This is a genomic window from Fulvivirga aurantia (assembly GCF_009711475.1).
Lineage (GTDB): Bacteria > Bacteroidota > Bacteroidia > Cytophagales > Cyclobacteriaceae > Fulvivirga > Fulvivirga aurantia.
In genome coordinates this window covers 1-14,739 of record NZ_SMMD01000899.1, presented here as the reverse complement: position 1 = coordinate 14,739, position 14,739 = coordinate 1, and the positions used below count along the sequence as shown (strand labels likewise).

Below are 14,739 nucleotides of genomic sequence, written 5' to 3'. Positions count from 1 at the left end.
ATACGAATAGTTTTCAAAACAGTTACGTATAGGTGATGTTTACAAGATATTGTATAAATTAAATGCATGGAAATTTTCAACTCTTATACGGCAGTTATTACGATTTCGGTAATCATAATAATGTCTTATTTTTTCAATATCATCTCAGAGAAGACCAACATACCGAGCGTACTGCTGCTCATTGTAAGTGGTGTACTCATTAAGCTTGGGCTCAATTATTTTGAGATATCTACAGGTGGAGTGCTGTTTGATGTTTTAGAGATTCTCGGCATCATCGGGCTTATCATGATAGTGCTGGAGGCGTCTTTAGATCTGGAGCTATCTAAAGAGAAGTGGCCGCTCATTTGGAAGAGCTTTACAGTTGCCCTATTGTCATTATTAGTGTGTTCCATTGCGATTGCCTTTTTACTCAATGCAATTCTCATCGATAATTTTGTGGTTGCTTTGGTATATGCCTTACCATTATCAATCATGAGTAGCGCTATCGTGATACCGAGTGTGGGAGAGTTGGAGGAAGATAAAAGGGAGTTTATGGTCTATGAAAGTACCTTCTCCGACATATTAGGTATCATGTACTTTTATTTCCTTATTGGTAATGTAGATAATAATGATGTGAATGCAGTGGTGTGGGATGTCGTTTCAAACATTTTTATTACCATCGTTTTATCTGTATTGATTAGTTATGCCTTGGTGTTGATATTCCAAAGAGTAAGAACACAAGTAAAGCTTTTTCTGCTGATAGCCGTTTTGCTGTTACTCTACTCAATAGGTAAACTGTTTCACCTATCCTCGCTTATTATTATTCTCATATTTGGATTAGTGATCAACAACCATAAGATCTTCTTTAGAGGCTTTCTCAAAAATTGGATTCATATACCATCCCTTAAAAGTATTCTTCACAATTTCCACCTTATCACTATCGAATCTGCGTTTGTGGTGCGTACTTTCTTCTTTGTTATTTTCGGTATTACAATCGAGCTAAGTTCCTTGCTTAATAAACGAGATGCACTTATTAGTTTGGCTATTGTGGTGGCTTTATTTGGAATCAGAAGTATATTCTTACGCATATTTAGAGGTAAAAACATTGCTCCCGAAATACTCATAGCTCCACGAGGTCTTATTACGATTCTCTTATTCTTTGCGATACCCGCAAGCCTTCAGGTAGAGTTTAATTCTGGTATATTACTTTATACAATTCTGATTACAAGTCTTGTGATGGCACTGGCACTAATTCTTAAGGGTAAGCATATCGAGCCAGTTGACGCTGTGCAAGCCGCTTATTGGAAGGAGATTGATAAAGAGATAGAATCTATCCCTGAGTCAGACAAAAACAAGACGATTGAAGAGAAGATTGTTGAAGAAGGTGATGTTGAGGAGGAAAGTGAAAAAGACAACGCCTGACAGGATCTGAGCCAGGCGCTGACTAAAAGAACGCTTTAATTTTCACTTAAATTTTGCTTTTGGTGCGCTCAATTTTCTTTTGTAGCTCGCTCACATCTGCGTAAAAATCTGATTGCTTGGTGAGCATCATGCTTTTTACATAGTGATTAACTGCTTTGTCATAGATCTTATTGATATTGAAGTAATCCCCGGCAACTTCGTGAGCAAAGGCGTTTTCTTTAATTTCTAAAGACCGGTCAAGCCAGCTTTTAGCTTCGGCAAGGTTTACCTTTTTCTGAATACACATTTTTGCTGCTTTTGCATAAGATTCCCAGTCGTCTGGAGCGGCCTTTTCAATTACAGCCCGAGCCTTGGTGGTAGTTTTGTCGATAGCCTGTGCAGCAATGGTGCAAAATACCATTGCCAAAGCCATGAGCATGGTTTTAAATGTTGTCGTTTTCATGATTAAGAGTTTTTTGACGTTGTTATTTATTTTGATAACACGTCATTTACCATAGTCATGCCAACATACAGAGAGTAGTAAAATGTGTGTTTATGACGATTAAATGCTGATTTCTAATTGCGTTAAAGCAATTTGGGTGACATGATTTGTAACACTTTATGTTCAAAATCGAGCAGAGAAAAGTGGTTAATCAACTTTTAACGGCTGCTTTACTTTTAATGCTGTCAATAATTTTAGGGGCATGGTCTCTTGAGTTTTCTATAAACCACTTATTTGTTTTATAGCCGCCACAAACTACACCAGCTAAATAAACATTCTCAGCATTGCTTTCATTGGTTTTGTCATCATAAAGTGGGGTTTTCATCTCGTCTTCTTTAAAGCCAACACCCATCGACTCGAGGAGGTCAAAATTTGGTTTATAGCCAGTCATGGCTAGCACAAAATCATTTTCTAAGGTAAGAGGTCCATCGGGAGTTTCTATTTCTACTTCATATTTTCTGATGGCTGTTATTTCACTATTAAAATGCGCTTTTATAGAGCCCTCTTTTATTCTGTTTTCTATGTCAGGTTTTACCCAATATTTTACTGTATCCAACAGTGCCGGCTCTCGCACGACCATAGTTACATCTGCACCCTTTCGGTAAGTTTCTAAGGCTACATCAACCGCTGAGTTGGCAGCGCCTACAACTATGATTTTTTGTCCAAAATAAGGGTGAGGTTCGTCATAGTAATGTTTTACTTTAGGCAGGTCTTCACCAGGTACGTTCATCATATAAGGAATATCATAAAAGCCGGTAGCCACAACTATAGCCCTCGATTGATAGCTGGATTTCTCGGTGTTTATAACAAAATCAGAATCATCTTTCTCTACGCCAAGTACTCTCTCATATAATTTCAGACTAAGCTCCCAACTCGAAGCCACTCTTCTGTAGTACTCCAAGGCTTCAAAACGCGTGGGTTTACTGCCGTGAGAAATAAATGGTACATCTCCTATTTCCAGTCGGTCAGAAGTAGAGAAAAAGGTCATGTTTAGCGGATAATTGTAAATAGAATTCACAAGACATCCTTTGTCAATGATCAAATAGCTTAAACCTGCCTTTTTGGCCTCTATGCCACAAGCCAGTCCGATCGGACCTGCTCCTATGATGATGAGATCGTATTTCATTTTGTGTTTACTACTGTAGTGTAACTTACTAAGGGTCTAGGTTTAAAAAAGTTTGTAACCATTTATAAAAACTAAAGTAATACCTATAACAACAACAAAAAAGGTTAATAAACGCTCAAAATAAATAGGCAAACTATGCGTTTGGAAAGCGGCTTGAGGGCCGCTTTTTTTGTTTCCCACCTACCTGATCTATTCCTTGAGCTTTCTATTTTCCATTCAATAGTATTATATTGTACGCATGATCAAAATCAGACCAGGAAAGTTTAGAGAGCTCGAAACCATTCTGGATTTTCAAATGAAAATGGCAGAAGAAACTGAAGGCATAAAGTTGGATAGAGACACCTTATTTAGTGGAATAGAAGCGGTATTTGAAGACCCCGGTAAGGGCCATTATTACATGGCTGTAAATGAAAATGATGAGGCCATTGCTTGCTTGCTTACTACTCCTGAGTGGAGTGAGTGGAGAAATGGCACCGTGCTTTGGATACAATCTGTTTATGTAGAAAAAGAATACAGAGGTCAAGGTGTTTTTAAGCAGATGTATCAGTATTTGCAGAAAATGGTGAATGAAGATGACGAATATATGGGCTTAAGATTGTATGTAGAGGTTGAAAATGTAGCCGCTCAAAAGGTCTACAAAGGATTGGGTATGAAAGACGATCATTACCAGTTCTTCGAATGGATGAAAAACTTCTAACAAACCATAAACAAAATGAAAAAACTCCTTTTTGGGCTGGTATTGACACTAGCCGTATCTTCAGTACAAGCTCAGGTTATTTGGTTTAACAATATGCAGGTTGCCAAAGCCTTAGCCATCGAAAAAGATCAATTAATACTTATGGATTTCTGGGCCTCCTGGTGTGGCCCGTGTAAGACGATGGACAAAGAAATGTGGAGCAAAGAAGAGTTGAAGGAGTTGTCAGAACGGTTTGTGCCGTTTAAAGTAGATGTTGACTTTAATAGAGAACTCGCCATGCAATATAACGCTTCCAGCATTCCAAAGGTGGTAATCATAACTGTCTCTGGTGAGGTTGTGTGGGAACAGACGGGATATAGCAGTGCTTCTCCTTATAAGAAAATACTAGCTCAACTTCCGAAGAATCTCAATGGATTAAATAAGAAGTTGCTACAGTATGAAGAAGATGAAAACTACTATGAGATTGGGCTCGCCTATCAGGAAGCGGGTAGAGACCTGAAAAATGACATTGGGTCAGAGTTGCTGAGATTAAGTAGTAGCTATTTTAAAAAAGCCGAAAAGAAAGCAGACGATGAACATGTGGTGGCAATGGCATCTATGCATCGATTGCTAAATGAGGTTTATGATGGTAAACATAAAAAAGCCATGAAAAAAGTGGCTAAAGTAGAAATCGGAGACAATGCTGAGCTTAATGATTTCAAAAACTTTATAACGGCATTTTGTTATAAGTGTGAGGGAGACGAGAAAAATTATCTGGAAGCTAAGAAAAGCGTGAAGGATGAGAGCTACCAATCACTTTTAACAAATGAAGATAATCAATAAACATATTAGCCATGGCTTAGTAATTCTGGCCATGGCTTTTTTCACACCAGTATCAGCACAATCTTTTGAAGTCGACAAAATTCCTACCGATAATGGTGAAGTAGAGATTACATTTATAGGTCATGGCTCCATTATGATTTCATATAATGATCAGGTAATACATGTCGACCCATCAAGCAGGGAGGCTGATTATAGCCAACTACCAGATGCCGATGTGATTTTGATCACCCACCACCATGGAGACCATTGTGACCCTAAAGCCTATCAAGAGGTAAATCAGGAGGAGGCAATCACCTTTCTTACGCAGTTGGCAAAAGATAAATTAGGCCAGGGAGAAGTGATAAAAAATAACGAAAGCGTGAGTTATGGCTGGATTTCCATAGACGCAATTCCTGCTTATAATTTAGTCCATAAAAGAGATAATGGAGAGTTTTTCCACCCTAAAGGCTGTTGTAATAGCTACATACTCACAATAGATGGTCTTAGGATTTTTATTGGAGGGGATACCGAAAATACACCGGAAATGAAGGCTTTGAATGATATCGATGTTGCCTTTCTTCCTATGAATTTACCTTATACAATGACTCCGGAAATGGTTGCTGATGCCGCCAAGGCATTTAAACCAAAGGTGCTTTATCCATACCACTATGGCAGCACCGATACCGGTGAGCTGGTTGAGTTGATGAAAGATGAAAAAGCCGTTGAGGTAAGAGTGCGGAAGATGTAAAAAGCTACTCTATGACTTCAACTTTTTGTCGTAGCTCATCTTGCTTTTCGTAAAGCACCTGTTTGGCTATGTTTCTATACATGTTCATTTCGAGATTTTCCATGATATTATTCTTCTCTACGAAATGCATGACTTTATCCACATGATCTCTCTGTATGTGTTTCACAAAAGCAGGTTTTAGCAATAGTGGGTCAAAAGCTTCTATTTTTATATTCTTATAAGCGCTGTCAAAAATTTCTTCAGGAGCTGAGAGATTATTTTTTTTTACATCTCTGTAAGCAGCCATTACTTCATTTTTATCAACCTCTTCAAGCCCTGCAATCAGTTGCTCGATAGTAATGCCTTCACTATCTGCAATCATCACAACTTCATCTATCTTGCGATTGACTGTATCACGTACTATTGATATCTTACTCTCGACTTTTTTAGGAATAAAGACCGAATACTCACCTTTGACTATGGCCTTGGCGGTCATTTCCGGAATGACTTTTTTATATGCGTAAAATGCCGCTGCTAAAACTGCTACCAATACAAGCGATGTTATTATCAATATCTTTTTCATGATTAGTCAGCTATTTCAACAATCATTTCTACCTCAACTGCGATATTTGAAGGCAAAGATACTTTGCCCACTGCGGCTCTGGCATGCTTTCCTTTTTCGCCAAAAACCTCAACTAATAGGTCGGAGCACCCATTAATGACCTTCGGTTGATCGTAAAAATCGGGAGTACAATTTACCATACCTTTTACTTTTACGATTCGCGTTACTTTGCTCAGGTCGCCTATTTCTGCCTTTAGAGAAGAAAGTAATGCAATCGCAGCATTTCTAGAGGCTTCATATCCTTCTTCTACGGTGAGGTCTTTTCCTAGTTTACCTTTTATATAAGTTCCGTCAGCTTTGGCAGGCCCGTGACCCTCCAAAAATACCAGGTTGCCTGTGCGTACGGCCTTTACATAATTCGCCACAGGTTTGGCGGGTGTAAAAAGAGCTATACCCAACGCCTCCAATTTTTCTTCAGGAGTTTGAGCATTTACTAAAAAAGGCACGAGTAGAAAAGCAATCAACAAAATTGGTTTCATGGTAACGGGGTTTGGTTATCTAAAAATCTTAATTTTAGTTGGTTAAAACAATAGCTATAACAATGAAACAGCGATGTGGTTGGGCCGAAGGCCAGTTTGATGCATACATAAAATACCACGATGAAGAATGGGGGGTGCCAGTGCATGATGATAAGACACATTTTGAGTTTTTGATTCTGGAAGGGGCTCAGGCAGGCCTTAGCTGGGCTACGGTTTTAAAGAAGCGTGAAGGCTACCGAGAAGCGTTTGCCAGTTTTGATTTTAACAAAGTGGCTAATTATTCTGAAAAGAAAATACAGGAGCTTATTACGTTTGATGGAATAATAAAGAATAAGTTGAAAATAAGATCGGCCGTAACCAATGCACAATGCTTTATCGAAGTGCAGAAAGAGTTTGGGTCTTTTGATGAATATATCTGGTCTTTCGTGGGAGGTGAACCTATCGTAAATCAGCGAAAAACCATGGCAGATGTACCTGCTACCTCTCCAGAATCGGATGCGTTGAGCAAAGACTTAAAAAAGCGAGGGTTTAAATTTGTAGGCAGCACAATTATATATGCTCACATGCAAGCTTGTGGCCTTGTCAACGACCACACCACCGATTGTTTTCGGTATAAAGAATGTATTGGTTTAAAATAATGATTCCATCCCGAGTGGAGATGGAATCATTGTTCTTCAAAGCCGGGAAGTTCTTTCCATTTTTCAGACTCGGCAATTTCTACTCATGCTTGTGGTAGACCTTCGCCACTATCCTCCAGCCATTATCAAATTTTGAAAGAGACAGATAGTCTGTATAAACATGCTTGCCATCTTTATGCAGCTCGATTTTAACAGCGGCCGCATTGCCGGTTACGTCTACATAATCAAACTTGTGCTCCCATTTGTTGTCTTCGGCCTTAAACTCGGGGCTACTCTTTCTTTTTTCTACACCACTTGCCCAGGTATCGATTGGGTATTTGCTTATTTCTGTGCCTTTAGGCGAATAGATAGCAAAGTCCTCATGAAAGGTTTTGCGCATAGCTTCTGGATTTAATTCATTAAACGCACCATGCACATATCCTTTTTCGATTACTTCTTTGATTTTTTCGACATCTGACTGTGCCATGGCTACTCCGGAGACTAGCACACCTAGCATAATCATCACAACTTGATAAGACTTTTTCATAATAGTTTGAGTTTTGGTTTAGTACGCTAAACGTAGAAAAAGCCGATGAGGTTTGTGGCTGATCTGCTATAAGTTAAGCACCAACTGCTTTCTGGGAATTCTTATCACATAAATGCCTGCAAACTCATCCTCAATTACCAACGGATATGTGTAGATCATTTCTTCACCATCTCTTTGCACATTGTCAGATAACGGAGCACCGTTGGTGAGGGAGTATTCATAAGCCTCAAAAATTTCCCAATCTTTCTTTTTTTCAACAGAGTCGCCCTTTTCAATAATATATAAGTCGGTTTTAAGGGTTTTTTGCAAGCTATCGTTGCCAGACAGGTATTGTCGATGTATCTCTTTGCCCAGCTCAAATGTTTTGGCCACGATGTCTTCTTCCTGCACTTTTTTGATTTCGCGGTCTTTCATTTCTTGTTGCAAAGATTTGCGCTGCTCATCGGAGATACTACCCCCACATGAGGCGAGTAAAAGCAGGCAAAGCAGCATATATACATTTGATTTCATAGAAATAGATTTTGCTTCCCGTAAAAGTACAAACTTTAGCAGATAGAATTTTCTGAGATACAAACATGTCATCCCTATTTGTTAATTTTGTTGAATAATCGAACACCTATGATCGAAAAACTAGAAGAAATTAAACATCGCTTTGAAGAGGTCGGACAACTCATCGTACAGCCGGATGCTATGGCTGACATGAAAAAATACTCCCAGTTGAGCAAGGAGTATAAAGACCTTGAAAAGGTTGTTGGCAAATACGAAGAATACAAAGAGGTGTTATCAAATATTGATAACGCCAAAGAAGTAATAAAAACCGAGAAAGACGAAGAGTTTAGGGACATGGCTAAAATGGAGCTTGATGAGCTTCAGCCTAAAAAAGAAGACCTTGAGGAAGAGCTTAAGCAAATGCTAATCCCTAAAGATCCTAATGATCACAAAGAAGCTATTCTTGAAATCAGAGCAGGAACTGGTGGTGATGAGGCGGCTATTTTTGCTGGTGATTTATTTAGAATGTATCAGCGTTTTTGTGAGAAAAACGGCCTTAAACTTAATGTATTAGACCTTACCGAAGGTACCAGTGGAGGTTATAAAGAAATTGTAAGTACCGTAACGGGCGATGAGCCTTATGGCACACTTAAATTTGAATCAGGTGTGCATCGGGTACAGCGCGTACCTCAAACTGAAACGCAAGGGCGTGTGCATACATCAGCAGCTACGGTAGCGGTTTTACCAGAAATGGATGAAGTAGATGTTGAAATCGACATGAATGATGTGCGTAAAGATACTTTCTGCTCATCAGGCCCTGGTGGTCAGTCGGTAAACACAACATATTCTGCTGTGCGTTTGACGCACGAGCCAACCGGTTTGGTGGTTTCTTGTCAGGATCAGAAATCTCAGATTAAAAACTTTGAAAAAGCATTAAAGGTACTTCGTTCAAGGATTTATGAGATTGAGTTGGCCAAACACAATGCAGAAGTAGGCGCGCAAAGAAAGTCTATGGTAGGTAGTGGCGACCGCTCAGATAAAATCAGGACTTACAACTATCCTCAAAGCCGTGTCACAGACCATAGAATCAATTACAGCCAGCATAACCTACCCGATGTAATGGATGGTGAAATCGGAGAATTTATTGAGAAACTCAGAATTGCTGAGAATGCTCAAAAAATGGAAGATTAAGCTATAGATAATCGTAAAAAATAATTCTTTATAAGGCTTGTGACTTTTTGTTTGACTAGCGTCTAATCTGCACAAACAAGAAAATAGTCATTCAAACATGAAAGTCACAAGTTTATTATTTGCTGTCCTACTGGTAATTGCCAGCTGTGGGGAGAGCATAGAGAAAAAAGAAAATATTGCCCTTAAAGAAGAAATTGGTAAGCTAAAAGCTGAAAATGATTCGTTAAGGTCTGGCGAGCTTAAGCTTCAGGCATCCCTGGCCGAGTCTGAAAAATTCCTGAAAGAGATTGAGCAAAACCTCGCAAGTGTAGATGAAAACAAAACTATGCTTGCCAAACTCAGTGGTGAAAACCAAGAGCAGGAAGATGTGCAGGCCGATATCAAAAACCATATCGAGAAAATTAAGGAGCTCATGGAAAACAGTAAGCTCAAAGTAATTTCTCTTGATAAATCACTCACTAAGTTGCGAAAAGAGTCTGGCGATAAAAGTGCGGAGATATTAGCCTTAGACAACCAGGTAAAAGCTATGGTTGATAACCTAATTGCTAAAGACAAAGAGATTGAAGCGCTTGACAGTGAGCTGGAAAGTGTAGAAAATATGTATGAGTTAGAATTAGAAAACTCTGCAGAACTTACTGCTATCCTTAACAGAGCATACTATTTAGTAGCTAGCTCAAAAGATTTAGAAGCTCAAGGTATAATTACTAAAGAAGGTGGTTTTATCGGCTTAGGTAAAGTAAAAGTGATCAATGCGAATGCACCGGATTCACTTTTTGTGCAAGTTGAGAAGAACAAAATCGAAGAAGTAATGATCAATGCTAAAAAAGCAACGATTATCACCAACCATCCAGCTGATTCTTATACGATCGAGGGAGAAGGAAAAGCTGAAAAACTATTAATTACAAACCAAGAGTTGTTCTGGAAAGAAGGTAACTATCTGGTAATTGCGATTGAGAAGTAAAATTAAAGAGGCCGTCTCAAAAGGTGAGTGTTACAACTTTTGAGACAGCCTCTTTTTTATTTGCCTACATTCTAGGGGCTATTTGATATCTTTACGTCAAATAATTTTTATCTCATGAGCGTTCCTAGTCTGTGAAATACCTAATTTTCATACTGTCTGTTTTTGCCGTTCTGGCAATGGCCTGTGAGCCTGAGGAAGAAAAACTTACTTTCGACAGTAGCGCTTCACTGAGGTTTTCTACTGACACCGTACTGTTTGATACCGTTTTCACCTCACAACAAAGCATTACCAAACGGCTTAGAGTTTATAATGACAATGAAAAGGCTGTCAATATTTCTGACATAAACATCGCCAACGGTACCAGCTCATCTTACAAAGTCTATGTAAATGGTAAAGCGGCTACTCAGTTTGAAGACATCACTCTTTTTGGAAAAGATAGCTTACTCATTTTGGTAGAGGTCACTATCGATCCGATGGATGAAAATCTACCTTTTATAGTAACTGATGAACTAAGGTTTAATACCAATGGAAACCTACAAGACATAAAGCTGGTGGCCTGGGGACAGGATGCAGTATTCTTGAACGGAGAAGTATTGGCGTGCAACACCACCTGGACGGCAGATCGGCCTTATGTAATTTTTAATTCTGTGTTAGTTGATAGCCTTTGTAACCTTACTGTTGAGGCGGGAGCTAAAATTTACTCTCACAAGGGCTCATTTATTTTGGTAGAAGGAACTTTAGAGGTTCGTGGAACAGCAGAAGAGCGGGTCGCAATCACCAACGATCGCTTCGATGCTACTTTTGAAAATGCACCAGGACAATGGGGAGGTATCATTTTCTTACAAGGCAGTAAAGACAATATCATCGAGTACGCTGACATTAGAAATGCCGAATTTGGGGTCTACTTAGGCACACCCGATGATGATAAGTCATACGATCTTATTATCGGCAATAGCAGAATTGAAAACATGGGAGGCAGCGAAACTTTCATGGGTAATATCATCAATGTTACGCCTGGGTACGGCATATTGTCGGTAAGCTCCGATTTATATGCCTATAATACATTGGTCAACAATTGCGCGATCAACGTAGTGGGTAACTATGCAGGAGGCAACTACAGATATGAAAACTGCACCTTTGTCAATTTTTCTTTTGATTTTTTCAGGGAGGATCCTGCCGTTGTATTAGCAGACAACATTCAGTTAGGCGATAATTCAGTGCTTGTAGATGACCTTCAAGTCAATATGATAAATACGATTATCTGGGGAAGCCTGAGAGATGAGCTCACCATAAGTGGCACCGGCCAAACTCAGTTTGATGTCAATATTTCTCACAGCTTATTAAAAACAACTGATCAGCAGCTTAATACAGCCAGTAATATTCTCAATGAAGACCCGGAGTTCGTTGCTACAAGACTCTATGATTACCAACTTGATACACTTTCCCCAGCTAAAGATGCTGGTAGGTTTATCAATCTAAATACAGATTTGGAAGGAAACATGAGAGATAGTCTACCGGATTTGGGAGCTTTTGAAAGAATAGAAAACTAATGATGTGATATGAAGGCCTTTCAAAGAGAAATTAAAATCAACGCCAAGCCAAGAGGGTTTCATCTTATAACAGATGAAGTTCTTTCTGCATTGCCTGAAATTAAAGAAATCAATACTGGTCAGCTGCAAATATTCATCAAACATACATCGGCAAGTCTTACCGTCAACGAAAATGCAGACCCAACGGTGCGAGAAGATTTTGAGTCTCATGTAAACGTAATGGTGCCGGAAAATGCTCACTATTACAAACACACATTAGAAGGTGCTGATGACATGCCTGCTCATATCAAAGCATCTCTTATGGGTGCAAGTGTTCAGCTTCCCATTACCAATGGCAGACTCAACCTGGGTACCTGGCAAGGAGTTTACCTTTGCGAACATAGAAATTACGGAGGTGATAGAAAGCTGGTAATTACTGTCATGGGCGTCTAGTTAAACTATTGCAATTGTTGCTGGTTTTATTTACATGAGTAACAAGATAGTTTGGTTTAAAAACGACCTCAGGTTAAAGGATAATGAGATGCTATTCCGAGCCTGTAAAAGTGCAGGGAAGGTATTGCCACTTTATATTTTCGACCCCAGACAATTTAGGAAGTTAGCATCCCTCGACTTCTGCAAGACGGGTGGCCTTAAGACAAAATTTCTTATAGAATCGGTGGCAGAGCTAAGGAAATCATTAAAGTCAAACGGAGCCGATCTTGTTGTACGCATTGGCAAACCCGAGGAGATAATACCAGAGCTTGTTGCAAAGGCTCAGGTAAAGTCAGTTTATTTATCGAAAGAAGTTACCCATGAAGAGCTACAGGTAATTGATAATTTGGAAAATGCCCTCAACAATCAATGCGTGATTCTGGAGCAATTTTGGCAAAGCACGCTACTACACGAAGAGGACGTGCCCTGGCCGATCAACCATGTGCCTCAGGTTTTTACCGATTTTAGAAAAGAGTCAGAAAAAGAAACAGAAGTAAGAGAAGAGTTCCCAAAACCCGAAGGGATTGATTACTTGTCGGTTGTTGATGCTGGAGACATTCCTGAAGCAGAGGATTTAGGCATTAAGACAGAAAAATCAGACAAGAGAGGGGTGTTAAAATTTGTGGGCGGTGAAAAAGCTGCCTGGAAAAGATTAAAAGACTATTTCTGGCAAAAAGATAAGCTAAGTGTTTATAAAGAAACGCGCAACGGTCTGCTAGGAGCAGACTACTCTTCGAAGCTATCGCCCTGGTTGGCCGTAGGAGCCATTTCTGCAAAGTCAATCTATTTTGAAATCAAACGATACGAAGAGGAGAGGAAGAAAAACCAGTCGACTTACTGGCTGTACTTTGAGTTGTTGTGGAGGGATTTTTACAAGTACATGGCTAAGCAGAACGGGGCCGCTATGTTTAATAAAAATGGCTTTGCAGGCAGTCCTCCTGAAAATAATGACGACTTCGATTCTTTCGAAAATTGGAAAAAGGGGGAAACAGGTGAGGCATTTATTGATGCCAATATGAAGGAGTTGCTACTCACAGGCTACATGTCAAACAGAGGGCGACAGATAGTAGCCAGCTACCTCATCTACAATTTAAAAGTAAACTGGACCTGGGGGGCAGCATGGTTTGAGAATAGACTGATCGATTATGACCCATGTAGTAATTGGTTAAATTGGGCATACATCGCAGGGGTGGGTAATGATCCCAGACAGGGCCGACAGTTTAATGTAGAAAGTCAGCAGCAACGACACGACCCAAAAGGGGAATATATTGATTACTGGTTGTGATTAGTAAACCCTAACTAGACGATAGTAGTCAGACATTGTGATTCTAAAAGCCTCGCGTTCGTCTAGTGTATTCAACACAGGTGTTTGTTCTCCATTTACCATAACTACAAAATTTTTATCCAGTAGCAACTGCTCATAAATTTGAGAGGCAAACTCAAGCATCGACTGATGGTTAAAAGCTGAAAGCTCAAATGTTAAATCTGAATCCTTTACGGTAACAGAGATGACTTCTTCATTATCTAATATGTCATTAGGCTCTACCAGCAAATAGGCTTCATCCTTCATATAGTTGATCACAATGGCCAGGTTAAGCACAGGAGTTTCTTGCGTTGTTACCCGATCTTCATACCTAAACAAATTAAACTTAGCAGCTTTATTTTCTTCAAAATCGTACTCAGACTGTCTTATGTTTTTGAAAAAAAGCTCTGTATCATCACCAGTTTTGTAAGTAAACTTGTTGCGATCAACCTTTTTGTCGCTATCCATCTTACAACCCGAGGCAACTATTATAAGTGTGAGAAAGATGTACTTCATTATTCTGTATAATATACTCTTTTTACCCGCTGACTAACTCCGGTGAGGATTTCATAGGGGATTGTATTTATAAACCCTGCAACTTCTGAGATGGTTATATTTTTACCAAAAATCTCCACTTCGTCACCCTCAGCCACATCGGGAACATCCGTTACATCCACCATGGTCATGTCCATACATACGTTGCCGAGCACTGGTGCTTTTCTACCATTTATAAAAACAAAGCCCTTTCCATTACTAAAGGCACGGCTAAATCCATCAGCATAGCCAATGGCTATTGTCGCGACAAGGGTGTTTCTATTCACCACCCCTTTGCGGCTGTAACCCACTGTATCCCCAGGCTTAAGCTCGTTGATCTGAGAGACGATGGTTTTAAGACTGCTTATCGGCTGAAGTTTATTTTGCCATCGATCATTTACCTCTACGCCATATAAGCCAATGCCCAGCCTCACCATATCTAAGTGATACTCCGGAAACCTGATGATACCCGGGGAATTGGCAAGGTGCCTTAAAGTTTTCAACTGAAGCTGATCGATTATATCATCGCTGTATGACAGAAACTGTTTTGCTTGTTGGTGAGAATAGTCGTTGTGGGTCTCTTCATCGGCCCCGGCAAGGTGACTAAAGATCGACTCAATTTTTATGTTTTTGTTTGCTTTTAGTAAGGCGATAAGCGCTTCTTTTTCCTCATCCTTAAATCCTAAGCGATGCATGCCGGTATCCAATTTTAAATGAATGGCCGCCTCCTTTCCATCTAAGA

General features: G+C 39.6%; 18 protein-coding genes. 10 read left to right on the top strand and 8 right to left on the bottom strand.

Annotated features, from left to right (window positions below; all coding sequences use genetic code 11):
• Window positions 1–66 precede the first annotated feature (66 nt).
• On the top strand, window positions 67–1,401 hold the full coding sequence (locus tag E1176_RS15670; RefSeq protein WP_155211747.1) for a cation:proton antiporter domain-containing protein: 1,335 nt from the start codon (window positions 67–69) through the stop codon (window positions 1,399–1,401).
• A gap of 46 nt (window positions 1,402–1,447) precedes the next feature.
• Here E1176_RS15670 and E1176_RS15665 read toward each other — a convergent pair whose 3' ends face one another.
• Window positions 1,448–1,843, bottom strand: coding sequence for a hypothetical protein (locus tag E1176_RS15665; RefSeq protein ID WP_155211745.1), 396 nt, complete (start codon window positions 1,841–1,843; stop codon window positions 1,448–1,450).
• A gap of 190 nt (window positions 1,844–2,033) precedes the next feature.
• Entirely contained in the window at window positions 2,034–3,008 is a 975-nt protein-coding gene (locus E1176_RS15660) for a YpdA family putative bacillithiol disulfide reductase (protein ID WP_155211743.1), read from the bottom strand.
• Window positions 3,009–3,246: 238 nt separating this feature from the next.
• Here E1176_RS15660 and E1176_RS15655 point away from each other — a divergent pair, with 238 nt between their 5' ends.
• From E1176_RS15655 to E1176_RS15645, 3 genes are read left to right on the top strand one after another with little or no spacing between them, the layout of a single operon-like run.
• A complete protein-coding gene (locus tag E1176_RS15655; RefSeq protein WP_155211741.1) occupies window positions 3,247–3,705 on the top strand; it encodes a GNAT family N-acetyltransferase in 459 nt (152 codons plus the stop codon).
• A gap of 15 nt (window positions 3,706–3,720) precedes the next feature.
• On the top strand, window positions 3,721–4,527 hold the full coding sequence (locus E1176_RS15650; RefSeq protein WP_155211739.1) for a thioredoxin family protein: 807 nt from the start codon (window positions 3,721–3,723) through the stop codon (window positions 4,525–4,527).
• The gene (locus E1176_RS15645; protein ID WP_246206085.1) at window positions 4,511–5,254 is read left to right on the top strand and encodes an MBL fold metallo-hydrolase; all 744 of its coding nucleotides are present in this window, start codon (window positions 4,511–4,513) and stop codon (window positions 5,252–5,254) included. Before E1176_RS15650 ends, E1176_RS15645 begins: the two co-directional genes overlap by 17 nt.
• Before the next feature lie 4 nt (window positions 5,255–5,258).
• Here the strand turns inward: E1176_RS15645 and E1176_RS15640 are convergent, their stop codons facing one another.
• Both E1176_RS15640 and E1176_RS15635 read right to left on the bottom strand, forming a co-directional pair.
• The gene (locus E1176_RS15640) at window positions 5,259–5,816 is read right to left on the bottom strand and encodes a hypothetical protein (protein ID WP_155211737.1); all 558 of its coding nucleotides are present in this window, start codon (window positions 5,814–5,816) and stop codon (window positions 5,259–5,261) included.
• Between the two features lie 2 nt (window positions 5,817–5,818).
• The gene (locus E1176_RS15635; RefSeq protein ID WP_155211735.1) at window positions 5,819–6,334 is read right to left on the bottom strand and encodes a RidA family protein; all 516 of its coding nucleotides are present in this window, start codon (window positions 6,332–6,334) and stop codon (window positions 5,819–5,821) included.
• A 62-nt stretch (window positions 6,335–6,396) separates the two neighbouring features.
• Between E1176_RS15635 and E1176_RS15630 the strand changes: the two genes are divergently transcribed.
• Window positions 6,397–6,972, top strand: a complete 576-nt coding sequence (locus E1176_RS15630) for a DNA-3-methyladenine glycosylase I (protein ID WP_155211733.1) — start codon at window positions 6,397–6,399, stop codon at window positions 6,970–6,972.
• A 79-nt stretch (window positions 6,973–7,051) separates the two neighbouring features.
• Here E1176_RS15630 and E1176_RS15625 read toward each other — a convergent pair whose 3' ends face one another.
• Window positions 7,052–7,498: a nuclear transport factor 2 family protein gene (locus E1176_RS15625; RefSeq protein ID WP_155211731.1), complete on the bottom strand. Its 447-nt coding sequence runs from the start codon at window positions 7,496–7,498 to the stop codon at window positions 7,052–7,054.
• Window positions 7,499–7,564: 66 nt separating this feature from the next.
• On the bottom strand, window positions 7,565–8,008 hold the full coding sequence (locus E1176_RS15620; protein WP_155211729.1) for a hypothetical protein: 444 nt from the start codon (window positions 8,006–8,008) through the stop codon (window positions 7,565–7,567).
• 108 nt (window positions 8,009–8,116) lie between these two features.
• Here E1176_RS15620 and prfA point away from each other — a divergent pair, with 108 nt between their 5' ends.
• From prfA to E1176_RS15595, 5 genes are all read left to right on the top strand, one after another.
• Window positions 8,117–9,178, top strand: a complete 1,062-nt coding sequence (gene prfA / locus E1176_RS15615) for a peptide chain release factor 1 (protein WP_155211727.1) — start codon at window positions 8,117–8,119, stop codon at window positions 9,176–9,178.
• A 97-nt stretch (window positions 9,179–9,275) separates the two neighbouring features.
• Window positions 9,276–10,139, top strand: coding sequence for a Cbp1 family collagen-binding glycoprotein adhesin (locus tag E1176_RS15610; RefSeq protein ID WP_155211725.1), 864 nt, complete (start codon window positions 9,276–9,278; stop codon window positions 10,137–10,139).
• Window positions 10,140–10,270: 131 nt separating this feature from the next.
• Window positions 10,271–11,689, top strand: a complete 1,419-nt coding sequence (locus E1176_RS15605; RefSeq protein ID WP_155211723.1) for a right-handed parallel beta-helix repeat-containing protein — start codon at window positions 10,271–10,273, stop codon at window positions 11,687–11,689.
• A gap of 9 nt (window positions 11,690–11,698) precedes the next feature.
• On the top strand, window positions 11,699–12,121 hold the full coding sequence (locus E1176_RS15600; RefSeq protein ID WP_155211721.1) for a secondary thiamine-phosphate synthase enzyme YjbQ: 423 nt from the start codon (window positions 11,699–11,701) through the stop codon (window positions 12,119–12,121).
• Window positions 12,122–12,155: 34 nt separating this feature from the next.
• Window positions 12,156–13,445: a DASH family cryptochrome gene (locus E1176_RS15595; protein WP_155211719.1), complete on the top strand. Its 1,290-nt coding sequence runs from the start codon at window positions 12,156–12,158 to the stop codon at window positions 13,443–13,445.
• On the opposite strand, the gene E1176_RS15590 is transcribed toward E1176_RS15595, so the two are convergent.
• A complete protein-coding gene (locus tag E1176_RS15590; protein ID WP_155211717.1) occupies window positions 13,446–13,979 on the bottom strand; it encodes a hypothetical protein in 534 nt (177 codons plus the stop codon).
• The coding region (alr, locus tag E1176_RS15585) for an alanine racemase (RefSeq protein ID WP_155211715.1) at window positions 13,979–14,739 on the bottom strand (761 nt) is incomplete at its 5' end. The genes E1176_RS15590 and alr, both read right to left, overlap by 1 nt.